Source organism: Paenibacillus sp. 2KB_20 (assembly GCF_052115765.1).
Lineage (GTDB): Bacteria > Bacillota > Bacilli > Paenibacillales > Paenibacillaceae > Paenibacillus_AQ.
Genome location: NZ_JBFRHH010000009.1, coordinates 78,361 through 100,239 on the forward strand (window position 1 = coordinate 78,361; position 21,879 = coordinate 100,239).

General features: G+C 47.0%; 24 protein-coding genes. 20 read left to right on the forward strand and 4 right to left on the reverse strand.

Going from position 1 to position 21,879, the window contains the following annotated elements:
• Positions 1–24: 24 nt before the first annotated feature.
• The 12 genes from AB4124_RS23790 to AB4124_RS23845 all read left to right on the forward strand — a co-directional run bounded on the left by AB4124_RS23790 (position 25) and on the right by AB4124_RS23845 (position 12,200).
• Positions 25–429, forward strand: a complete 405-nt coding sequence (locus AB4124_RS23790; RefSeq protein WP_430107212.1) for an NUDIX hydrolase — start codon at positions 25–27, stop codon at positions 427–429.
• 342 nt (positions 430–771) lie between these two features.
• On the forward strand, positions 772–2,019 hold the full coding sequence (locus AB4124_RS23795; protein ID WP_441974386.1) for an MDR family MFS transporter: 1,248 nt from the start codon (positions 772–774) through the stop codon (positions 2,017–2,019).
• A gap of 185 nt (positions 2,020–2,204) precedes the next feature.
• Positions 2,205–2,657, forward strand: a complete 453-nt coding sequence (locus AB4124_RS23800) for a DoxX family protein (RefSeq protein WP_441974387.1) — start codon at positions 2,205–2,207, stop codon at positions 2,655–2,657.
• Positions 2,658–2,686: 29 nt separating this feature from the next.
• Positions 2,687–3,313, forward strand: a complete 627-nt coding sequence (locus AB4124_RS23805) for a TetR/AcrR family transcriptional regulator (RefSeq protein WP_441974388.1) — start codon at positions 2,687–2,689, stop codon at positions 3,311–3,313.
• Positions 3,310–3,606, forward strand: a complete 297-nt coding sequence (locus tag AB4124_RS23810) for a DUF2269 family protein (RefSeq protein ID WP_441974389.1) — start codon at positions 3,310–3,312, stop codon at positions 3,604–3,606. The genes AB4124_RS23805 and AB4124_RS23810 overlap by 4 nt, the downstream gene beginning before the upstream one ends.
• On the forward strand, positions 3,603–3,770 hold the full coding sequence (locus AB4124_RS23815) for a hypothetical protein (protein WP_441974390.1): 168 nt from the start codon (positions 3,603–3,605) through the stop codon (positions 3,768–3,770). The genes AB4124_RS23810 and AB4124_RS23815 overlap by 4 nt, the downstream gene beginning before the upstream one ends.
• A gap of 180 nt (positions 3,771–3,950) precedes the next feature.
• Positions 3,951–6,458 (forward strand): WG repeat-containing protein, encoded by a 2,508-nt coding sequence (locus AB4124_RS23820; protein ID WP_441974391.1) that lies wholly within the window; start codon positions 3,951–3,953, stop codon positions 6,456–6,458.
• Between the two features lie 113 nt (positions 6,459–6,571).
• Positions 6,572–6,985 carry a hypothetical protein gene (locus AB4124_RS23825; RefSeq protein ID WP_076326067.1) on the forward strand — a complete coding sequence of 138 codons (414 nt, stop codon included), beginning with the start codon at positions 6,572–6,574 and terminating at the stop codon, positions 6,983–6,985.
• 26 nt (positions 6,986–7,011) lie between these two features.
• Positions 7,012–8,226 carry an MFS transporter gene (locus tag AB4124_RS23830; RefSeq protein WP_441974392.1) on the forward strand — a complete coding sequence of 405 codons (1,215 nt, stop codon included), beginning with the start codon at positions 7,012–7,014 and terminating at the stop codon, positions 8,224–8,226.
• A 115-nt stretch (positions 8,227–8,341) separates the two neighbouring features.
• Positions 8,342–9,955 carry an alkaline phosphatase family protein gene (locus AB4124_RS23835; protein WP_441974393.1) on the forward strand — a complete coding sequence of 538 codons (1,614 nt, stop codon included), beginning with the start codon at positions 8,342–8,344 and terminating at the stop codon, positions 9,953–9,955.
• Between the two features lie 215 nt (positions 9,956–10,170).
• Positions 10,171–11,298 carry a histidinol-phosphate transaminase gene (gene hisC / locus AB4124_RS23840; RefSeq protein ID WP_441974394.1) on the forward strand — a complete coding sequence of 376 codons (1,128 nt, stop codon included), beginning with the start codon at positions 10,171–10,173 and terminating at the stop codon, positions 11,296–11,298.
• A 242-nt stretch (positions 11,299–11,540) separates the two neighbouring features.
• Entirely contained in the window at positions 11,541–12,200 is a 660-nt protein-coding gene (locus AB4124_RS23845) for an FMN-dependent NADH-azoreductase (RefSeq protein WP_441974395.1), read from the forward strand.
• Positions 12,201–12,301: 101 nt separating this feature from the next.
• Here the strand turns inward: AB4124_RS23845 and AB4124_RS23850 are convergent, their stop codons facing one another.
• The gene (locus tag AB4124_RS23850; RefSeq protein ID WP_441974396.1) at positions 12,302–12,619 is read right to left on the reverse strand and encodes a hypothetical protein; all 318 of its coding nucleotides are present in this window, start codon (positions 12,617–12,619) and stop codon (positions 12,302–12,304) included.
• Between the two features lie 44 nt (positions 12,620–12,663).
• Positions 12,664–13,695, reverse strand: a complete 1,032-nt coding sequence (gene pdxR / locus AB4124_RS23855) for a MocR-like pyridoxine biosynthesis transcription factor PdxR (protein WP_441974397.1) — start codon at positions 13,693–13,695, stop codon at positions 12,664–12,666.
• Positions 13,696–13,817: 122 nt separating this feature from the next.
• On the opposite strand from pdxR, the gene AB4124_RS23860 reads away from it, so the two are divergent.
• Positions 13,818–14,804 (forward strand): DMT family transporter, encoded by a 987-nt coding sequence (locus AB4124_RS23860; protein WP_441974398.1) that lies wholly within the window; start codon positions 13,818–13,820, stop codon positions 14,802–14,804.
• A gap of 321 nt (positions 14,805–15,125) precedes the next feature.
• Here the strand turns inward: AB4124_RS23860 and AB4124_RS23865 are convergent, their stop codons facing one another.
• The gene (locus AB4124_RS23865) at positions 15,126–15,638 is read right to left on the reverse strand and encodes a DUF3231 family protein (RefSeq protein WP_441974399.1); all 513 of its coding nucleotides are present in this window, start codon (positions 15,636–15,638) and stop codon (positions 15,126–15,128) included.
• Positions 15,639–15,909: 271 nt separating this feature from the next.
• Here AB4124_RS23865 and AB4124_RS23870 point away from each other — a divergent pair, with 271 nt between their 5' ends.
• The 3 genes from AB4124_RS23870 (at position 15,910) to AB4124_RS23880 (ending at position 18,210) form a co-directional block, all read left to right on the forward strand.
• Positions 15,910–16,503: a DJ-1/PfpI family protein gene (locus tag AB4124_RS23870; RefSeq protein WP_441974400.1), complete on the forward strand. Its 594-nt coding sequence runs from the start codon at positions 15,910–15,912 to the stop codon at positions 16,501–16,503.
• Positions 16,504–16,674: 171 nt separating this feature from the next.
• The gene (locus AB4124_RS23875; protein WP_441974401.1) at positions 16,675–17,658 is read left to right on the forward strand and encodes a phosphotransferase; all 984 of its coding nucleotides are present in this window, start codon (positions 16,675–16,677) and stop codon (positions 17,656–17,658) included.
• A 15-nt stretch (positions 17,659–17,673) separates the two neighbouring features.
• Positions 17,674–18,210 carry a GNAT family N-acetyltransferase gene (locus AB4124_RS23880; protein WP_441974402.1) on the forward strand — a complete coding sequence of 179 codons (537 nt, stop codon included), beginning with the start codon at positions 17,674–17,676 and terminating at the stop codon, positions 18,208–18,210.
• A gap of 186 nt (positions 18,211–18,396) precedes the next feature.
• On the opposite strand, the gene AB4124_RS23885 is transcribed toward AB4124_RS23880, so the two are convergent.
• On the reverse strand, positions 18,397–18,834 hold the full coding sequence (locus AB4124_RS23885) for an SgcJ/EcaC family oxidoreductase (RefSeq protein WP_441974403.1): 438 nt from the start codon (positions 18,832–18,834) through the stop codon (positions 18,397–18,399).
• Positions 18,835–19,191: 357 nt separating this feature from the next.
• Between AB4124_RS23885 and AB4124_RS23890 the strand changes: the two genes are divergently transcribed.
• The 4 genes from AB4124_RS23890 to AB4124_RS23905 all read left to right on the forward strand — a co-directional run bounded on the left by AB4124_RS23890 (position 19,192) and on the right by AB4124_RS23905 (position 21,839).
• The gene (locus AB4124_RS23890; RefSeq protein WP_256720828.1) at positions 19,192–19,752 is read left to right on the forward strand and encodes an RNA polymerase sigma factor; all 561 of its coding nucleotides are present in this window, start codon (positions 19,192–19,194) and stop codon (positions 19,750–19,752) included.
• Positions 19,713–20,678 (forward strand): hypothetical protein, encoded by a 966-nt coding sequence (locus AB4124_RS23895; protein ID WP_441974404.1) that lies wholly within the window; start codon positions 19,713–19,715, stop codon positions 20,676–20,678. Before AB4124_RS23890 ends, AB4124_RS23895 begins: the two co-directional genes overlap by 40 nt.
• Before the next feature lie 117 nt (positions 20,679–20,795).
• Entirely contained in the window at positions 20,796–21,587 is a 792-nt protein-coding gene (locus AB4124_RS23900) for a hypothetical protein (protein WP_441974405.1), read from the forward strand.
• Positions 21,588–21,719: 132 nt separating this feature from the next.
• A complete protein-coding gene (locus tag AB4124_RS23905) occupies positions 21,720–21,839 on the forward strand; it encodes a YjcZ family sporulation protein (protein ID WP_256720830.1) in 120 nt (39 codons plus the stop codon).
• Positions 21,840–21,879: the final 40 nt, after the last annotated feature.

Consider the following 21,879-nt stretch of genomic DNA (forward strand, 5'->3'; position numbering starts at 1 on the left):
TACATGATAAGGGGAGGAATCCATATGATAACGGAGATTGACAAGATCGCCTGGATCCATATCGCGGATGGACGCATACTGGGCGCTCGTTCCAAAGGAAAGGATACGTACTATCTGCCGGGAGGAAAACGGGAACCGGGAGAATCCGATATCGATACGCTGGTGCGGGAAATCAAAGAGGAGCTGTCCGTTCGGATCAAACCGGAGACCGCGGCGAATGCAGGCAGCTTCCGGGCTGGCGCTCACGGCAAATCGGAGGGTGTTCGAGTAACGATGTCCTGTTACACGGCGGAGTATGAAGGAGAGCTAAGTGCGGCTTCGGAAATTGAAGAATTGGCTTGGTTAACGTATAAGGATCGGGATCGGGTCTCTGAGGTTTGCCAGATGATCTTCGATCATCTGCATGAATTGAAGAAGCTGGCTGATTAAGCCCCATTGGGAAAAGTATCCTGCGTCCAGGCTGCCAACCTAACGAGCGTATTCAATATCCATGCTGGTCCAACGGAAGGATAAATCAATACATCCATGCATCGAAAAAAGACGCTCCCAAGGGAGCGTCTTTCATATTTAGAACAAATGTTCGTTTTGTGGGTCATCTAAATTGAATCGGTCGATATTCGGCTTTCATATTATTAGTATAGCTCAGCGCTCATTATAAGTCTATATTTTGCCAGGGAAATGTTTTATAGTTTGTAATACCCGGCCGGGGGACGTGATATATCGTTCGATTTTTAAATTTTGTGCTGCTGCGACATAGAGAGAGGGAGTCTTGTGCAAATACGATTATGGGATAACAATTTAAAGGTTCGATTATTAGGTGAAGCGCTGTTCAATATGCTGTTTTGGATGTACTTTCCCTTCATAACGGTTTATTTCGGAGCGGCTTTAGGCAATCATATCGCGGGAATCCTCATGACGGTTCCTCCGATATTCAGCATTATCGGCAGCTTACTCGGTGGTGCTTTAGCCGATCGGCTGGGACGTCGCCCCATCATGCTGCTTGGCGCGTCGCTGCAGACGGTCATGTTTGCGATGTTCGCGTTATCGCCTTCGCACTGGATCGATTATGCCGCTTTTATCGGCATCGGATTCGGGGGAGCCATCTATAGACCTGCCAGCTCCGCGATGGTAGCCGATCTGGTTCCGGTTCAAGAAAGGCGGCAAGTATTTGCAACGTTTACGACAGCGAACAACTTGGGTGCCGTGCTTGGTCCGGCACTTGGAGCCATTTTCTTTTTTCAGTATCGGCAAGAGCTTCTGTGGTCATGTTCCTTCGTATTGCTGATCTATTTCATCGCGATTTACTTCATCGTTCATGAAACCCTGCCGGGGCCTGCCCAAAGTGTAAAGGCAACGGGGTCGATTCTTCAGGTATTCAAGGAACAGTGGAAGGGATATGGCATCATTTTTCGAGATAAAGTGTTTCTGGTGTACATACTGGCGGGGATTTTTGCCCTTGTGGCGATCATGCAGCTGGATCTGTATTTGGCGGTATATGTGATCGATTATGTACCCCCCCAGGCGCTGTTCTCCTGGAACGGACATTCGCTTATGCTATCGAGCACAGAGATATTAGGGTGGGTGCTGGGGCTCAACGGTCTCTTGTTTGTTCTCTTTATTCTGCCAGTCACCAAGTGGTTTCGGAATTGGAAGGAGCGTGATGTATTCGTACTATCTTCCTTGTTATCCGGAGTAGGTACTTTTGCACTCGGACTGAATACGAACATCTGGTTCTTATTCTTTGTGACCATTATTTTTACTTTCGGCGAAATGGCTCGTTCCCCAGTGACGCAAAGCTTTATTAGCCGTTATGCTCCAGAGCATGCAAGAGGACAGTATATGGGAGCTGACAGCTTACAGTTTACGATCGGAAGATTTCTGGCTCCGATGACGGTATTTCTGTCCACTTGGCTGCCGCCTATGGGTATATTCAGCATCATCTTGCTATCGGCATTAATCAGTGTGGCGCTGTATATCCTGCTATTTCGAATGTATGTAGAAGAAAAAAGCGCAGCATAGCTGACCTATGTTATGAGAGTAGAGGGCAAGCCTGGTTGTAACACAGCCGCACGCTTGCTCTCTTTTTTAATAAGATACTGAATGTGCCTGAAGTCTCTAAAGGAATAAATTTGGAATTCTCCATTTACAAACCGATGGTCGGTATATATAATGAGGTTATGAAATTCGGAAGGTTGGTGAGGTTGATGATCCCATTTGTCGCGATGATGGTTTCGCTACTTTTGTTTCGGACGCTGGGCTTCACAGGCTGGGAGTATGTAAATGACTGGGTCATTTCGCTCAGGTTTGCGGTTGCGGCCATGTTTTTGGTAACAGCTTCTGCCTACTGGGGAAAACGACGACCCGATCTAATCGCCATGATCCCCCCGGGAATACCGAATGCCCCGTTCATGGTTACCTTCACCGGGCTGCTCGAGATTGCGGGCGCTATTCTCATCCTGATTCCGGCTACCACAGCCTTGGCATCTACAGGTCTCGCACTCATGCTGATAGCCATGTTTCCTGCCAATGTATACGCAGCGAATCGCCATTTGTCACTTGGCGGCAAGCCGGTCACTCCAATCGGGCTGAGAACGGTTCTGCAAATCGTTTTCCTGGCCGCAGTTCTCATGGCGGGCTGGCTTCCGCCTCAGGGGTAACCAACTTATCATCAAGGAGGAGTTATTAGATGAAGCAGGAAGAAAGGCGAGAGCAAACCAAGCGAATACTGCTTGAAGCCACGGAAGAATTGATAAGGGAGCAAGGCTGCAGCCAAACCACCCTTAATGACATCATGAAGCGTTCGGGCTTGTCCAAAGGGGCCATATTTCATTATGTTTCAAGTAAGGATGAGCTGTTTGTGCACGTATTACGAGCTAAGCTTGCCGAGCAGAACGAGCAGTTCATGAGTGAAGTGAACAAGCAAGGGGACATTAAACAGTTTGAAGGACCGATGAATACCATTACCAACAGCATGTCGAGACTGGAAAGCCGTGACGATGTGAGCAACCTGATCTTAATGTACCTTATTGGCAAAAGCGATCAGCCCGAAATCGCCGACATTGTGGCTGGCTTCTATAGAGAAGCTACAGCGATTTCGAAGAAATGGATTGTTACAGGCCAGGAAGCGGGGGTCATACCGGAAACCATCGATGCGGAACGGACGGCAGAGCTGTTTGAGCTGTTGTCGTTCGGACTGCGGATGCGGGGACTAATCGGCGTAAATAGTCATGTATTCGGCACGAAGGAATATGCGGATTTCATCATCGATATTCTTCGGCCCGGGCACCGGGAAGAGGGAAAGGATGGCTTATGACATTGTGGTTATTTCTGCACATCGCCGGATGTGTGTTATTCCTCGGCAATATCATTACGGCGGCATTCTGGAAAGTAAGAGCTGATCTGAAAGGGGATCCGGCAGAAATCCATAACACGGTTAAGAATGTCATGTTAGCCGATATGGTATTTACCCTGCCAGGTTTGCTGCTGATCATCATTTCAGGCGTTGTGATGGCTGTTCAAGCCGGATATGGAATGGGCGGAATGAGCTGGCTGATGGCTTCATTGATTCTGTTTGGTATGACGGGGATCTGTGGGCTGGTTTATTGATTCCGCTGCAAAAAGGGATGATTCGGCATAGTAAACAATCCATTAGGGATGGGGTCATTACAGCAGGTTATAAAAGAGCTTCGGCGTATTGGGCGGTAGGCGGGACGATAGCCACGCTGCTGCCGGTCGTTATTTTGTATTTCATGGTCAGCAAACCATTTTGAAGCGAAGAGAACGATCGATCTGATTGCCTAACGTGATCAGGTCGTTTTTTTATTTGCGGTCATCCGACAATGGAAACATAGGGCATCAGAAGTACCGCCCCTCCCCGCCTTCAGGTGCATATTTGACCATAGTCTGCATACGATTAGGCGAGAAAGCTCTGAACAAGGGAGGATGTCCAAATGTCCGTTAACGATCAGCAGCTGGCACAAATAGCTATGGCCTATCTGCCACAAGGTGCTGAACTTGTGCGAATCGATAAGCCTGTCGAACATCCCGCAGTCATAGCAGTCGACATCACGGGAGATCACATCCCAGAGATTGTCGGTGTGTCCCGATTGAATCATGAGCTTTATTTATTTGTGCTGCTTTACCGCAATAGCGGTTATGAGGTCGTTGCCAACGTCTTGGGGCAGGGATATGGGGTTACTTCATTGACGGCTGCCCCTGTGTTGAACCCAAGTATGAATCAATTAATCGTAGGTTGGCAGCTCGGTTTCATCTGGTCAAAATTGTCGATCTACGCTTGGACGCCAGAGGGCCTTCAAGATATCGCACCTGCTGATATATATTACAGTTATATCGATATTGCGGATATGCCGGGTGCTTCGGGTCCGGATGGTCAGGCTGAAATCGCGCTTTGGATTCACGATACAGGCGAAGCTTATCGAGTCGAGGTCGTCAGATGGAGCCAAGGGGCGTTAGTGACTGCACCGGATGTATACCGCTATTATTTCCCTGTCGTTGTAAGGTACTACGAGAGATTGACGCAAGAACATCCGGATTATTCTTATTATTGGTATTACCTGGCGGATGCACAATATCGGGCCGGGATGCCGGAAGCGGCCCTTGTGTCGGTCCGCAAAGCACTCACGTTCACCGAACCTTACCCGGCGCGTGAAACGCTGCTTGAACTTGAGAAGCGGATCAAGGAGATGCTTGCAAGCAGAGGACAGCCGCAGCAACATGTCGGGTTATTTCCGGCATCCGTGAAGACGACGGACGGAACGAAGTGGGGATACATTGATCGCAGCGGAAGGATGGTCATTGAACCAAAGTATGATGATGCACAGGATTTTCAGGACAATGGTCTTGCGATCGTAGGCGTGAACGGTAAGTATGGCCTCATTGACAGGTCTGACCGTTTCGTAGTGAAGCCTATATATCAGTCCATCAGCCCGTTCTCGGAGCATCGAGCGACCGTGATCGATGATCAAGGTTTTAAGATGATTAACGAACAAGGGGAAGTGCTGACACGACGAGGATATCCGTATATAGCAGGTCTTCGAGAAGGAAGGGCGGTTTATTATGTAACTGATAATGGCAGTGGAGATGGAGCGAACAGCCGATACGGCTACCTCGATTCCGCGGGCCAAGAGGTGATCCCGGCGCAATATGAGGAAGCGAATGATTTTGTCGATGGCAAAGCTGTTGTGAAAATAAAAGACAATCTTTACGCGCTCATTGATCTCTATGGACGCCGCTTGGCCAATTATTCGTTCGCCTACGTCGGACCGCCTGGCGATGGCTTGCTGGCCTTTCAGAAGGATAGCACTGGCAAATACGGATATATCGATGAGCAGGGGAACATCGTCATTGCGCCGACCTATACTTCGGCATTTCCTTTTCATCATGACAGAGCGATCGTTAACACGGCAGAAGATTACAAGTCGAAGTATGGCGTCATTAATAAGCAGGGCGAGTGGGTAATCCAGCCGGAATATAACGATATCCGGGACTTGAATGAAGACCGGTTTGCGCTTGGGCGTGCGATTAATCCTGAACAGCCGTATATTGGTTCGATGTATGCCATTGCAGATTGGGACGGAAAGAGGTTATCTGATTTTGTATATCGGGAAGTTTCTGATTACAAGCATGGATTGGCCTCGGTTTATGATGCGAAACAGACGTATTTTATTGATCGAACCGGCAGACCGGCGCCGGGGTATCCCCAAGTGAACGGCAGCGGTTCGCTTACACTGGAAGCAGGAGGGTTGATTAAGGCCCTGGTCGATCACCGTCTGTCTTACCTGGAACGGTCGGGTCATGTCATATGGATGCAGAACACGGTGATCCCGCTGCATCCTCCTTATAAGGTATTGGAAGAAAAGTATAAACCCAATCCGGACTACTTAGTCTATTATCCACAGATCCATGGAATGAGGGATCAAGCAGCTCAGCACACGCTGAATACGAAGCTTAAAGAAATGTCACAGGTGAAATTCATTCCTCCGAATCAACAGCTTGATTATACTTATACAGGCGATTTTGACGTCATTTTCTACAAGCAAAAACTGCTTGAACTGGAGTTGAACGGTTATAATTATCCCTCTGGTGCCGCACACGGCATGCCAACGAAAGTTTACGCCGTGATCAATCTTGAGAACGGCAGGATGTATGAATTGAAGGACTTGTTTAAGCCGGGCAGCGATTATGTGAAGGAGCTCAGCCGCATTGTTGGTAAGCAGATTCAAGAGGATCCGCAGTATTCGTATGTATTCCCGGATAGCTATAAGGGAATTGCAGCAAACCAGCCCTTCTATGTAACCGGGGACGCATTACATCTGGTGTTTGCACCGTATGAGATCGCCCCTTACGCAGCGGGTTTTCCGACGTTCACAATTCCTTTTGCCCAGATCAAGGGCATGATTGATACCGAAGGGGAGTTCTGGAAGGCGTTTCATCCCTAACCTTTCATCTTCGGGAATAGAAGCCGTGCATAGTCTTTCCATATGACCAAACAAGGTTTAAAATAGATGGAAAACTCCCCTTACATACACAGCTGGGATTAGGAGGTTTGGTTATGGCAGATGGTATTGCAGGCAAAGAAGATTTCGTTATCACATGCGAGGAGGATTGCGGGAACGCACCGAAGAAGGAGTTGCTGAAGAGACTCCACATCGCTTTGGCTGGCATGGATACACAATTCATGAATGAGAATTTCACGGATGGGATTCAGATGAGTTACGTTGGGGAAAGAATCGTTCATGGGAAGGATCAAGTGATTGAATCGTTATGTCAGGTGAAGTATGGCAAGACAGCCGAACTGCATATTCATCATCTGATAACGCACGGCAGCACCGGTGCAGCGGACGGAATCCTTGTATTCGATGACCGGAAGCGCCTGGCATTTTGTAACGTATACCGGTTTAGCAGCACCCTTAATGCTGCCAAAATTAAGGAGATTACTTCCTATTTCATCCCATTGTCTGAATGATCACGGCGTAGAAAGGACCATTATTTGTGGTAACATTTTTTCTTCTAATTATTTATATGGCCTTTATCAGTTTAGGGCTTCCGGATTCCTTGCTCGGGGTGGCCTGGCCGGCCATGCAGCCGGATATCGGTGCTGCCTTCGAATCCGCAGGGTTGCTATCGATGGTCGTAACCGGAGGCACGATTGTATCCAGCTTGATTAGCGGGAGCGTGATCGAACGCTTCGGAACGGGTATGGTTACGCTTATCAGCTGTTTGTTGACGGCGAGTGCGCTGCTCGGTTTTGCGTATGCGCCATCGCTGTTCTGGCTCATTCTGCTGGCGATTCCGCTGGGTTTAGGCGCAGGGGCGGTCGATACGGGACTGAACCACTATGTAGCAAACCATTATAAGGCCCACCATATGAGCTGGCTGCACTGCTTCTGGGGCGTGGGCGCAACGTTAGGGCCGATTATCATGTCCTATTCCATGGGTGCTAACGGTACATGGAGAGACGGATATTTTACCGTATCCATGCTGCAGTTCGTTCTGGTCTTCATCCTGCTGCTCACGCTCCCACTCTGGAGGATCGTGGCAAGTCAGCATCGGCAGCCCGAAGGCATGATTGAAGAACAAAATGAATCAACGAACAGCGATGAAGCCATTGTCCAGAAGCACGGAAAACCGCTCCAAATTAGAGGGGTAAAGATAACCCTGTTGGCGTTTTTGTTCTATTGCGGAGTGGAAGCGACCGTCGGTTTATGGGGAGCGAGCTTTCTCGTAGGAACCCGAGATCTGTCCCCGGAAACAGCAGCAGTATGGGTGTCCATGTATTATGGAGGCATCACATTCGGCCGATTCATTACAGGATTCGTAACGCTGAGGTTGAACAATCGGACGCTCATCCGTGTTGGACAAGTGACGGCTATTACCGGTGCAGTCCTGTTGTTGCTGCCGCTGCATTCCTATCTTTCTCTCATTGGACTCATTGTTATCGGACTCGGGCTTGCACCCATATTCCCTTGTTTGCTGCATGAAACGCCAGCCCGATTCGGCAAAGCTCAATCATCCAGAATCATGGGTTATCAGATGGCTGTTGCCTATACCGGCACCACGATCTTACCCCCACTGTTTGGTATCGTTGCGGCTCAAATATCGATAGGTTTATTACCCGTCGTCATTCTGTTGTTTGCCCTGATCATGCTGCTCAGCTCCGAGAAAGTGAACCGGATCCTTTATCAAAGCAGGAAAAGCGAGGCTTGATTAGAACCGGCGAACATCATATTTGAACATAAATGGATCATCGTAATATGCAAAATATCCCTCGAATGACATTTCCACTTTAGCGACAAAATGTACTAAGGTGGTGAATGTGAAAATGCGAATAAACAGGATGATCCTCGTAATGCTGTCCCTTGTACTGATCACGGTAATGGGATGCCGACATCAAAAACCTGGCGAACAGGATTTGCTGCGGGTTAAATCCGAACAAGGTCCTACACATAAGAAAGTCATATTCCTGATGGTCGACTCCTTAATGGCACAGGCGATTGATAAGGGCATTTCTCAAAAACAGCTGCCCACCTTTCAATATTTGATCGAACATGGACAATATTACAAGGATCTGGTCAGCTCTTTTCCTACAATGTCTGTCACGATTGACAGCACGATGTTGACGGGAAAATATCCGAATGGCCATGGCGTACCAGGTCTCCTATGGTATTCGTCTGACGATAAGAAGATGATCAACTACGGAACAGGGCCGATGGAAATCCTCAAGCAAGGCATCAATCCGGTTCTGACTGATGCATTAATCCATTTGAACGGGAAACATTTAAATCCGGATTCACCTACGATTTACGAAGAATTAGCCCGCATTGGCTTGAAATCAGGGTCGATTAACGGCTTGATATATCGGGGACCGACCGAGCATACGCTGACGATCCCGGATTGGATTCAAGGTCCGACTTCCCTGCCGAAACACATAAAAGTCAAAGGTCCGGATTTTTTAACTCTGGGAGCCTTGTCCAATCCCCTGGAAGGCCCTAAAGATACCAAGAATCTGCCTGACGATCTCACGGATCGGATGGGGCTGAACAATAAGTATGCAATCGAAGCCGTAAATTATCTGATTCGAGCCAACAAGCTGCCGGATTTTTTGTATGTTTATTTACCGGACCTGGACCAGAAGCTTCATAAAAAAGGTCCGTCAGAGCTCGAAGGCGTCAAAAAAGTGGATCAGCAGCTCCGGGCCGTATTAAATGCCTTCGGATCGCCGGAAAAAGCGTTCAACGAAGCGATTTTTGTCATCGCTGGAGACAGCGGCATGACACAGCTTCTTCCAGCGGAACAACGTTCGGAGATTGATATGCCCGCTATGCTGAAAGGCATCTCTGTTCTAAAGCCGGGTGAAGAGGTGAAAGCGGAAACCGAGGTCGCCCTCGCAGTCAATGAAACGATGGCTTATGTATATAATTTCAAGCCTAGTCGTTCTCTGCGAAGCTTAGCGGATATCCTGAGCAAGGATGACCGCATCGATTTTGTTGCTTGGAAAGAAAACGGATGGATTCATGCTCTTCAAGGATCCACTTCGAAGGAACTCCAATATAAGGCGAAAGGTAACCTGATCGATCGCTATAAACAAACGTGGACCGTGAAGCAGGATGCCGAGGTGCTGGACCTTAAATTGAATGCCGATCATCGAACCTTGGATTACGGACAGTATCCCGATGTGCTGGAGAGGTTGTCCGGTTCGCTGAATTCTCATAAAGGAGAATTTTTGGTCGTGACGGCTAAACCGGGATACGAATTGGCGGACCGGAGCTCTCCGACGCATGCGGGGGGCGGGGGCCACGGCTCGATTCGCCAAATGGAGTCGCTTGTGCCACTTATCATTGCGGGAACTAACGAAAAGCCTGCAAATCTACGAATGGTTGATCTAAAAGCCTATTTACTTGATCTGTTGACGAATCACGTTCAGAAGACAAAATAATTTGCAAAGGCGATTCAGTCATGTTCCATGACTATGCCATTGTTGTGAAATTTGCAAGATATTAGGCACTCTTTTTCGATTTTATGGAAAAGGGTGCCTTTTTCGTAGCGATTTATTTGAACTTTACCGTTATAATATGATGTAACTTCGGCATCTCGATGGTGAAGTGTAGAAGATAAATACACATAAATACACGGCAACGGAGGGAGAACATATTGAATCAAGCAGGGGAAGATAAAGAGTTGCAAATAACACCGCGGCAGGCATTAGGACGGTTGAAGCCTTACACGGCAGGTAAGCCAATCTGGGAAGTGCAGCAGGAATACGGCTTGGATCGCGTCATCAAATTAGCTTCCAATGAAAATTCACTCGGTCCCTCGCCTAAAGCATTGCAAGCCATTCAGGAGCAGCTGCCTGATTTACACCGTTATCCCGACGAGCGTTCATCAGGTCTTACACAAGCGCTTGGCGAGCACTTGGGGTTGGCAGCGAATCAATTCATTGTGACAAACGGCGGCGATGAGCTGATCATGCTGATTTCTCGGGCGTACCTGGAGCCTGGTGACGAGATTATCGTTCCTGATCCGACATTCAGCGAATATGAGTTTGGTGCTTTTCTTATGTCTGGTACGGTCATTAGGGTACCGCTGCGTGAGCAATATGCCTTCTCTGCGGAGGATATATTGTCCGTGGTTACGGAACGAACCAAAATCGTGTATCTATGTACTCCCAATAATCCAACAGGCACCTACATTCCCGAACTTGAAATGAAAAATCTTCTGGACCGTCTTCCAACTCGCGTGCTGGTTGTAATCGATACAGCATATCGTCATTACGCGACAGCCCCTGATTACTCGGACGGGATCGATTTCATCAAGCTGGGATATCCGGTCATCACCCTGAACACCTTCTCCAAAATCTACGGTCTTGCGGGTATTCGCGTCGGCTATGGCGCTGCTTCGGAAAGCATCATCCGCACATTGCTTCAGGTTAAGGAGCCCTTTAATGTCAATGCGCTGGCACAAGCGGCGGCATTGGCCGCACTTGGAGATGGGGAGCACGTCCAGGCATCATGCCGGATGAATGAACAAGGCAGACAGCAAATCTATGAGGGACTGAGTCGGTTAGCGATTCCTTACTACGAGAGCATGAGCAATTTCATTCTGGCGGAGCTTGGAGAACATGCAGACATTATATACCACAAGCTGCTGGAGCGGGGGATTATCGTCAGGTCCGCCAAAGGTTGGGGACTGCCTAGGCATATTCGGATTTCCGTAGGGACGGCGGAAGAAAATCAAGGATTCCTTGATGCTTTAGGCGAAATCTTAGTGCATACCACGTAACCTTATGGTAAGTATAAAGTGTTAAAAAGTGAAACTGGCATCCGACAAAAGCACGCAGCAAGAGCAGGTATGCTAAAATACGATAAGGACCGCAGATGTGGTCCTTTTTTTGATGGATTTTAACTTTTAGATATTATTTCCATCGCGGCCTTCGATTTATGCATAAAATCATAAGTTGATGTCACAATTGGATCGCCTTGTTTGTCTACATTATGAAATAGATGAAAAAGGAGAGATATCAGATGGAGAACATGCTCATTCTCAACGCACATCCGAAGGTGGAGTCAGCAACATCTGTCAGCTTGCGGGTGCTTCAGCATTTTTTGGAGGCGTACACGAAATGGAATCCAGCAGGAGCTATAGAACAAATTGATTTATACCGTGATTCTATACCTGCCATCGATCATATGGTTCTAGAGCTATGGAGCAAACAGGGAAGAGAGGAGCCGCTTAACGAAGAGGAGCAACAGATAACGGACCGCATGTCCGCCATCCTGCAGCAGTTTAAGGCAGCACGGAAGTATGTTATCGTCATGCCGATGCACAATTTCAACATTCCTTCCAAGCTTAAAGATTATATCGACAACATCCTGATTGCACGCGAGACATTTCAATATACGGAGAATGGATCGGAAGGTTTGCTAACCGATGGCCGCAGTTTGCTGGTCATTCAGGCCAGTGATGCCATTTACACGAATCATGACTGGTATGCCGAGGTGGAATACTCGCATAAATACCTTAAGTCTATGTTTAATTTTATGGGGATCATCGATTATCAGATCATCCGGGCGCAGGGAAATGCGATCTTGGATCGAGATGATATCCTCGCACAGGCCTTTCAGGAAGCGGAAGAAGCTGCGAAACAGCTGGCAAGCACGAAGCCAACGATAAACATTAAATAGGAATGGATGCATGGAGAACAGAACAGTGACTTAAGCATTAAAAGGCTGCCTGATGGCAGCCTTCACTGTTTGGATGGAAGTTTGAAGGAATCTTGAGGTTGTTATAGGTACCCTTGTTTCTTCAAATAAGCCTGCAGCAGTGAGATTCCACTGCGGATTTCAGCAGGTTCCAGGTGACCGTAGCCAAACAATAACTTGTTTGCATGGGTTCTTTTTTGAATAGAATGGTAGTCCAGCGGCGTGATGCGTATCCGGTCTTGCCGGGTTTTCTGCCTGAAAGCCTCGTCAAAGATCGCCCCGGGAAATTCAACAGTCAGATGCAGGCCGGCTGCATCTCCCCAGGAACGCCAAGTATCTCCGAAAAACTCATGCAGCGAAGATAACAGGACCTGTCTCCGTTCGCCGTAGATCTTGCGCATTTTCCCGATATGCCTGTCAAATTTCCGGGTGTGTAAAAACTCGGCTAAGGCAGCTTGCTCAAAAGGGGGATTCTGCACATCGGTATGGGTACGCAGATGCCCCAGCGCTGTTGAAGCTTACGGGGTACAATCGCGTACCCGATCCGCAGGGCCGGGAACAGCACTTTGCTGAAGGTGCCAACATAAATGACCCTATTGGGATCCATGGCATATAAAGGTGCGATCGAATCCCCACTGTATCGGTACTCGCTATCATAATCGTCCTCGATGATATAGCTGCCGTTTTTTCTGGCGTAGCGGATGAGCGCAGCACGACGATCCGCCGGCAGAATCCCTCCAAGCGGAAATTGGTGAGAGGGTGTCACGTACACAGGACATCCAGGCTTGTCGTTCAAGTGCTCGGTCTGAATCCCGTGCTCATCCACGGGTACATGATGAATTCGATACCCTTTGTTTATAAACGTCTGCAGCATCTCGATGTTGCAGGGATCTTCAAACCATATATCCTGATTTTCATGATAGAGTAAGTCCGCAAGGATATTCAGTGCATGTGTGGCACCTGCCGTTATGAATATATCTTGAGCATCAACCTTGAGGCCTTTGCTGCGATAAAGCCACAATGAAATTTCGTCACGAAGTGCGGGCAGGCCCTGAGGACCTGTATAACCTAGCAGAGTGGGGCTCATATCGCTGAGTGTTTTCATTGAAATTTGCTGCCATACGTACCGTGGGAATAGCCGGAGTTCAGGTTGTCCTGTCCGGAAATCCACTGCAAAATCAGGAGGGGCTTTTTTCCGCGGCGGCGGATCTACCTCAGCCAGGTTATCCAGTACAATGCCTTTCGCAACTCGTGTCGGAGCCCCTTGTCGGCTAACGACGTAGCCTTCGACGTTCAACATGTCAAACGCTTCATTGACCGTGTTACGAGATACCTTGAGTTCTATTGCTAATTGACGGGATGAGGGCATGGCTTCTCCTGGCTGCAAGATTCCTTGAACAATCCTTTCCCTTATAGCTAAATAAATTTGCCGTTTAAGCGATACTTCACTGCTTCGGTGCAGTGTGATTCCCCACATGAGGCTCGTCCTCCAACTGGTCTGCATAATTTCACGTTTAACTGGATCTGTAACCATACCAGTCTTTTCCCTATGATTGTAGCATAGATTCAGTCGCTATCGATCTGTGATATCTGGAGGATGTGATCTTATTGGAACGATGGAAAGGGATGTTTTATTTATGCGGGGCGTTCACGCTTGCAGGGACTTCGGTCATCACGGCATGGTTTTTGAACGGGAAATTAGGGACGTTTACGATCACAGCGGCCAGCTTGTTATTGGCTTTGCTATGTATGCTTCCTCTATGTAGGAAGGAGCTGGTGAGGACGGTTCGACAATTAACATTTCGGGAGTGGAGGCTTCTGTTCTTTCAGGCGTTACTCGGGATGTTTCTGTTTCGGATGCTGCTGCTGCAGGGCCTTCTTCATACCAGCACGGCAGAAGCGGGAATTCTAACAGGCGCAACACCCGCCTTTACTGTCATGCTGGCATTTGGGTTCCTGAAGGAATCGGTGAACGGCATGAAGCTGGCAGGCATTCTTAGCACGGTGACAGGCATTATGATCATACAAGGAATACTCACGCCGGGCCATGCATTCGAGGTACAACATCTGTACGGTAACCTGCTTGTGCTCTGCGCGGCATGTAGTGAATCCGGCTTTAACCTGCTGTCCCGCATCGGTTCGATGCAGCGCACGGCTTCACAAAACAAAGCCATTCATCCTATGGTCCAGACGACACTGGTCTCGGTGATCGCCTTGATGTTATGCCTGATACCCGCATGGTTCGAGAATTCGCTGGCTTCACTGGCAGCATTAGAGTTGCAGGAATGGCTTGCGCTTTTTTGGTATGGACCAATCGTGACGGCCTTGGCCTTTATGCTGTGGTATGCCGGTATCAAGCGCTGCCATGTATCCACAGCTGCCGCTTTTTCTGGTATGATGCCTTTTACGGCTTTGTTGTTATCGGTCCTCGTATTAAAAGAATCCGCAGGATGGGAGCAATGGTGCGGCGGCATCCTAGTTATTCTAGGCATGTTTCTCATCGGCTGGCATCAGGCAGCCATTAACCCGCTCCCCCAACAGCACTCGTCGGAACATGGAATCATCGATAAGGTTAGGATTGAGTAAAAAACAAAAGAAGAGCAAGCTGGCCTCTTTTGTTGTATAGAAAAAGGGTTAGCGTCTGAGCAGATTAAGATGCCAACTGTCTGAGCGGCTAAGCGATCGCTTGTTGTGGGCTGTATTCACGGCGCTAACGAGTAAGAATATCAAGACAGAAGAACTTACATTCTATTCAGGAGGAATCGTATGGTAATAGACAGATCGAAAACGAAAATTTTGAAGCGATAGAATTTTAATATATAAAAGATACAAACGAGATGAATAGAACAGAACAGCAAAAACACCCTGGGCCTTATCAGATCAGAGTGTTTTTTCTGCTTAATTATACTATTCTCCTTCAGGTCTCTTGATTTGAAGCGGTGGCGGAATGAGCCAGCCTTTTTCCTTGTTCATCTGAAGGATACGTACACCTAGCGCAGTCATGGTGAGATGATATTTAGCAAATAACGCGCCAATATCCTCCCGGATGGATTGTCCCATAACTTGACTGCATGCTACCAGTCCGAGCGATGTATCAGCAGCGATTTTGGCCGCAATTTCCGGATCCGTGAATCTTGCGCCCGCCGGAATATCCTCAAGTTTGACCGGGGGTCTTTCGGGAAGTACCGGTGCAGGGGCGATTCCGTTTTCGGTAAGCAATTCATCACATTCTTTAATCTCAAGTTTAGCTTGATCCAACAGATCATGGAGGATTTTTTTGAGATCTTTATCGCCTGCATGATTCAAATAAGCCTCGTAACAGGACACCATGCCTTTTGCCAACGTGGATGCTGTCCATACGCTAAATATTTCCCCATAATGCATGGGTTCGTTTTTAGGATTGCCGCTTAAAATTCCCAATCTTATTCGCTCCTTTAATATTTATTCAAACAGGGTTATTATGGACAGGAGATTGTTATTTAATTCTTTCGAAGTAAGCAGAATACATTCATTCAATTATGCAGGTTGGTTATTGAATAAAAAGAGGCAGTCATCGGGCTGCTTCTTTTTGTTATTTATTTGTTTTTCAGTTGAATTTAGAGAGAAGTATAGATTAAGATAGAACACAATCCGATAGATCGGGATTTCTCTTAAGATCATATAGTGCAACAAGGACGGGAGAGGTTGGCTTATGAAGAAAGTGCTTTTGCTGTTGGCGGATGGATTTGAAGCTGTTGAAGCGAGTGTATTTACTGATGTACTGGGGTGGAACAAGCTGGAGGGTGACGGGACCACTCAGGTTGTGACTGCGGGACTGCATGACCGGTTGAAATGCACATGGAACTTTACCGTCATTCCTGAGGTCACGCTGGACTCGGTTAAGGTGGATGATTACGATGCGCTGGCGATTCCTGGCGGGTTCGAGGAAGCGGGTTTTTATAACGATGCATACGACTCCAGGTTCTCCAAGATCATTCAGGAATTTCATGCGCAAGGCAAGTGGATAGCTACAATTTGCGTTGCAGCCCTTACGCTTGGCAAAGCCGGCTTGCTGGAGGGACGTAAAGCCACGACTTATGATCACCCAACCAGCATTAGAAAATCGCAGCTGCGGGAATTCGGTGCCCATGTCGTGGAAGAACAGATCGTTGTCGATGGGAACCTGATCACTTCATGTAACCCGGCAACGGCTTTTGATGTGGCTTTCACTTTGCTGGAAAAGCTGACATCTTTGGAAAATACTCTGCATGTGAAAGAGCTTATGGGATTTACAAGCAAATCATGATTGAAGACTAAATGATTTTAAGCAGTAAGCCTGTCTGAAAGAAGACAGCGCTTATTGCTTTTTTTGTGATTACGACGTACCGCGGTTTATATAAAAAACAGTTATAATCATACAGCCTATATGTAAGAGTTTGTCGAGGATGATACCCTTGAGTACAAGGAGGGATTTGGGTTGAGATTATTTCCTGTCACTTACTCGCTTCTATCTAAACAAGCGGTAGGGTTACATATCCAACACAATTATGAGATCGGTTCCGTTGTGAAAATTCAGTATTTTCTGCGGGGCATGAACGATACATACGAAGTAGAAACGGATGTTGATAAGTATATCTTCCGAATCTATAGGGCTGATCGAAGAAGACTTTCTGACATCGAGTTTGAGTTGGAATTGCTGCGATTTCTCGGTGCGAACGGGATCAGCGTGTCAGAGCCAATTCCGGGAAAAGACGGCGCATACCTTAGAGGGTTTGACGTCATGGAAGGAATACGATACGGGGTCCTATTTCAATATGCGGAAGGGCACGAAAGGCCGATTCTCGCCCCAGCGGACAGCTACCGATTCGGTGAATCCATTGGCCATATGCATAAGGCGGCAGCGCATTTTGAAAGTCGTCATGCAAGGGAACAGTTGGATATGGAGTTTCTTATAGATAGGCCTCTATCCATCATCGGACCCTATATGGAGCATCGGTTGACGGATTACAACTACCTAGGTGAATTGGCAGCGGAACTAAAGAAACGAATCTCGGAACTCGAGATTAAAGGATTGGATTGGGGCGTATGCCACGGAGATTTGCATGGCAATACGAATGCCGCATTTGCAGAGGACGGAAAGCTGACCCATTATGATTTTGATTTAAGCGGTTACGGCTGGAGAGCTTACGATATTGCCGAGTTTAGGCTGGCCAGAGAAATACATAGCGGGCATGACCCGGAGGAACTGGAAGAATTATGGGACGCCTTTCTGAGAGGATATGATAGTGTCAGATCTCTCAGTGAAAATGATCTTGCTGCTGTTCCTGTTTTTGTTGCCATTCGGCAGCTATGGCTCTTTGGACTATGTTTTCAAGATTCGGAGTTTGTTGGGATTGGCGACTTTGATGAAGGTTTTATAGATAGCAAAATGCAGTATTTCAAGGGTTTGCATTATGTCTAGGACGGAGGAGAACCTATGAAAGTTACCGTGGAGTTAACCGATACTTCCACCAAATTTATCATTAATAATATATATCCGCTATATTTGCATGATTTATCAGGGATATGGGGATGGAAGCCGAATCGATATGGCGTCTATGAGGATGATGACACACGAACCTTGAATGACCAGATCCAAGTATTTGATATATGGTGGGAGAAGCCCTCGATTTTGTTTCCTTACCTGATTCGAGTGGATGGCATCCCGGCAGGATTTGCTCTGGTAGCAACCCCGCCATATACATATGGCAGTGAATTTTACATGAATGAGTTTTTTGTTATGAAACCCTTCCGTGGAATACATGTTGCAGAGAATGCTGCATCACAAGTGTTCGACAAGCATGTCGGCAGCTGGGAAATCCAGACGAATGTCACGGATCGTAATAAGCGGGCTCAGGCATTCTGGAGAAAGACGCTGAACAACAAGGTTTCGAACTCTCGCGTGCAAGAATTTGTTGCTATGAGGGACGACAATGAGAAGTTGATCTTTCAGTTTGACTCATCAATGGCATAGAAAATTAGTAAAGAGCTCATAAGTTGGTGAATGCTGTTTTCACGAGCTAAGGAACAGTTTGGCTGTATAAGCCGATATTTAAAAATAGATGATGCCCAGGTCCCCGATCCTATGATCGGGAACCCGGGTTTTAACATGGGAAATAATGTTTAAGCTGCTTGGATGATAGACTCAATCTTATTGGGATCATCCATTACGGTGCGAATGGATTAAAGTATTCTGACCCGCAGCAAGGAGCCATGTGTCATGGTCCTTGACCATCACATAGATTGCCAGGCTTCCTTGTCCGTCTTCGATGAGTTCCCCCTTCGATGTAGCCGGATACTGTCGTATATGCGCGATGGCCACATCCTGGCGTAAGAATACAAGCTTCTCAACGAAATACTTTGCGTATGAATGAAGAAGCGGCCCCTTTAAAACAACGTTATGTGCGTTATTTATTTGCTCCCAGCCTGAGAGCATCTCCCCCATAACATTGACCCAAGTGGAGTCTTGAGTAAAGTGACGATCCAAGTCATCGGCGTCATGTTGATTAAATGCAGATTCCATATCGGAAATCGTTTGTCTAATGATGCGACCTTCCTGCTCTTCTAGTCCCTTGTGATTCTCCTGGTTGTTGGACATTGCGTATAGCCTCCTTTTATTTGTACTGCATTATGGACCGAGACCTCTTCATCCTTATCCATTGATTTCTGTGATTTCATCTTAGATGATAAGATATATAATTAAAAATATATTTTATGGCAGGAGTATATGCCCTCAGGTATATAAGCGAGATGAGGGATAATCAAGACGTTCGGAGATCTCGTGACTGATAACAGAAAAAGATCGACATTGCATCAAAACAATTCATACTTGTGGTATGAGTTGTTTTTTTATTTTCTGTACGGGTGTCCCTTTTTTGGGAGAAGAGGTGTTATATAAACGTAAATAAGATTTACGCGGAGGTGCGTCTTCGAATTGGATTCGATAGAGGAGTGCGTGAGACGCGTTAAGGCCGGTGAGGTGGATTGTTTCGAGCCTATCGTTGAAACGTACAAAAAACAGATCTACATCTATTGCTGCCGGATGCTCGGCTGCAAGCAGGACGCGCAGGATGCCGTCCAGGATATCTTCATCAAAGCGTTTACCAAGCTTCATACCTATGAAGCGAAGGTTTCGTTCTCATCATGGTTATACAAGATTGCCTATCACCATTGCCTTAATCTGCTTCGCAAGAGACAGGTTCGCATGCGAGTGAGCCGTCTAATCAAACCAGCGGGTTATGCTGATAGCGTGGAACAGACACTCGAGCGCAGATGGTTCAGCGAACCGCTGGAATATGCCATGACCAAGCTCTCGGTGGAAGAGCGTAATCTACTCGTGCTGCGGGTATTTGAAGATAAACCATTCACGGAGATTGCGCAGATTCTGGATAAGAATCTCAGTGCAGTGAAGAAAAAGTATGCTCGAATGAAACAGAAAGTCATCAAGCTGATTCAGGAGAAGGAGGGGACGGAGTTATGCGAGATTCGGGAAAGCCGGAGCAAGATCGAATTCTGAGAAGCATGGAATTGCACTCCGTGGAAGAAGAGGTGGACGTGACCCCCGCCATCATGCACAAGGTGAGGCAAATCCACCAGAGTAAACAGGGGAGAAATTACGGGAATCGTAAAAAAACCTTTATTGCAGCGACACTCACTGCGGTTTTGATTCTTTCGTCAATTAGCGTTTACGCAAGCCAATACTTTATTCAGATCAAGAACAAGGAAGGCGAAGTCATTCTGTCTACCATGAAGCCATGGAAATACTCTGAATCGGAATATAATGCCAAACGTGTAAAAGAGTCGGAAGAAGAGTTGAGAAAGAAGTTAAAGCCGGGAGAACAGGCCGTATATTACATCAAGGACCTGCATATGACACCACTGGTCAAAGAGCAGCCATTGAATTATTTTTATATGTTGACTAAGCATTCAAATTATCAGGAACTCGCAAAAGAAATCGAGGAGAAGGGTGCTCCTGTGCTTCAAGAACCTGATTATGTACCGGATGGGTATCGATTTGATTTTGGACAGATTCAAATAAGGAACACGCCCGTATGGAATACGCCGGAGTATAAAATTCTTGTGGATGAACTCAGGGCGCAGGCTGAGAAGTCGGATGAAGAACAGGGACTGTTCTATAAGATTGTTCCTTGGTCCGATATTACCTCTACAGGAATGGAATATCGTAAAGGCGAAAATCGGATCAAGATTGTAGCCTTTGCACGAGAGAAGGGCTCAAAAGCTGGGGTGCCCACAAACCAAGCCGTAAAATTGACGGTGAAAGGGAAAGAAATGATTTTGTCAGCCAGTCCAACAAGCCCATCGCGCAGCTTGACTTGGCTAAGCGACAGTGAAGAGGTACTGTATATAATTACGGATGATCCAAAGGATCCGCTGTCCAAGGATGAATTTGCAAAGATTGCAGCCGGTCTTGTTTCGGAATAAAAAGATTTCTACTTTTTTTGGATAAATGTCCCTTTTGTTGTCGGCAAGGTGTTATACGAGATGTATTTAAAAAATAACTTTAAAGGCCTTACCGCCGAAAGGAGCACACATTTTATCATGATGAAAAACAAAATGAAAGTCGCATTATTTCTCGCAGCAACGATGATGGTCGGATCCGCGAATGTTTACGCAGCAAGTAATACAAGTACATCTGTTCCACAGATGACAGCAGCGGTTTCTTCTGCCATACCGGAGAATACATCCGTTTCGTTTGATGATCGTATCAACGAGTTGAGTGACAAACTTAAGGCAGGACAGATGGTTGCCTATTATGTTGCGGACCAGGAATATAACCGCCTAGATGAAATCTATTTTACGTCTAAAGGTTTTGCCTATACCAAGTATGCGGACTATGTGGCAAAGGCGAAGGCCATGAACGCTCCAACGCTAACCATTCCTGCTGGCTTGCCGAAGAGTTATTCATTACAGAACGCGATTTTGTACTTAAAGAGTCCTGAAAGAACGTCAGACTTGTACGAGAAGCTGGACCAGGAATTGAAGGAGAAGGCCGCAAACGGCGAGAAGTTCGTATACTCTGACATCATGAAGGCGAATGAAGCATCCGTGGCGATCCTGAATTTTGATAAGGGAAAAGTAAATCTTAAAGTCATAGCGAGTTATATTGTTCCTGAACTGCCGCTGGGCGGAACGCCTGTGCCATATGAGAAACCGAACGAGAAAAAGGAAAATATTGTCATTAACGGAGTGGAATGTGTCTACACAGCCGACTCCAAGGGAAGGGATCACTTGGATTGGGTGGATGAAGAGCAGCAGATTCGGTACAGCATTTGGGCGGAGAGCGCCAAATCGGATGTACTGAACTATGCCAAGAAAATGATTACAAAATAAGATTTCGCCTTAAGAATCCGGATTCATGTTGACCCATTTCCTGTCTGTTTTTATTTTTTCCTCTAGAGTCTACGCTCTTCGATATGACGAGCATAGGATGTTGTGTTCGGAAAAGTAAAGGAGGTTGGAACAATGGGTGAAGTTGCTGGATACGGTGGCGGAGGATACGGATCATCTGTTGGAGCAGTACTGGTTCTCTTTATTCTCCTGGTCATCATCCTTTCTGCTTTCGGATTTGGATTTGGGGTATAATAGGTAACGAAAAAGAAACCCGCACCGCTTGCCCGGTGCG

Bases quoted from the DNA above. Each gene is read 5' to 3' on its own strand.
- AB4124_RS23790 (WP_430107212.1), top strand. From the start codon at position 25: ATGATAACGGAGATTGACAAGATCGCCTGGATCCATATCGCGGATGGA.
- AB4124_RS23800 (WP_441974387.1), top strand. From the start codon at position 2,205: ATGATCCCATTTGTCGCGATGATGGTTTCGCTACTTTTGTTTCGGACG.
- AB4124_RS23805 (WP_441974388.1), top strand. From the start codon at position 2,687: ATGAAGCAGGAAGAAAGGCGAGAGCAAACCAAGCGAATACTGCTTGAA.
- AB4124_RS23810 (WP_441974389.1), top strand. From the start codon at position 3,310: ATGACATTGTGGTTATTTCTGCACATCGCCGGATGTGTGTTATTCCTC.
- AB4124_RS23820 (WP_441974391.1), top strand. From the start codon at position 3,951: ATGTCCGTTAACGATCAGCAGCTGGCACAAATAGCTATGGCCTATCTG.
- AB4124_RS23825 (WP_076326067.1), top strand. From the start codon at position 6,572: ATGGCAGATGGTATTGCAGGCAAAGAAGATTTCGTTATCACATGCGAG.
- AB4124_RS23835 (WP_441974393.1), top strand. From the start codon at position 8,342: ATGCGAATAAACAGGATGATCCTCGTAATGCTGTCCCTTGTACTGATC.
- AB4124_RS23845 (WP_441974395.1), top strand. From the start codon at position 11,541: ATGGAGAACATGCTCATTCTCAACGCACATCCGAAGGTGGAGTCAGCA.
- AB4124_RS23850 (WP_441974396.1), bottom strand. From the start codon at position 12,619: ATGCGCAAGATCTACGGCGAACGGAGACAGGTCCTGTTATCTTCGCTG.
- pdxR (WP_441974397.1), bottom strand. From the start codon at position 13,695: ATGTGGGGAATCACACTGCACCGAAGCAGTGAAGTATCGCTTAAACGG.
- AB4124_RS23870 (WP_441974400.1), top strand. From the start codon at position 15,910: ATGAAGAAAGTGCTTTTGCTGTTGGCGGATGGATTTGAAGCTGTTGAA.
- AB4124_RS23880 (WP_441974402.1), top strand. From the start codon at position 17,674: ATGAAAGTTACCGTGGAGTTAACCGATACTTCCACCAAATTTATCATT.
- AB4124_RS23885 (WP_441974403.1), bottom strand. From the start codon at position 18,834: ATGTCCAACAACCAGGAGAATCACAAGGGACTAGAAGAGCAGGAAGGT.
- AB4124_RS23895 (WP_441974404.1), top strand. From the start codon at position 19,713: ATGCGAGATTCGGGAAAGCCGGAGCAAGATCGAATTCTGAGAAGCATG.
- AB4124_RS23900 (WP_441974405.1), top strand. From the start codon at position 20,796: ATGATGAAAAACAAAATGAAAGTCGCATTATTTCTCGCAGCAACGATG.
- AB4124_RS23905 (WP_256720830.1), top strand. From the start codon at position 21,720: ATGGGTGAAGTTGCTGGATACGGTGGCGGAGGATACGGATCATCTGTT.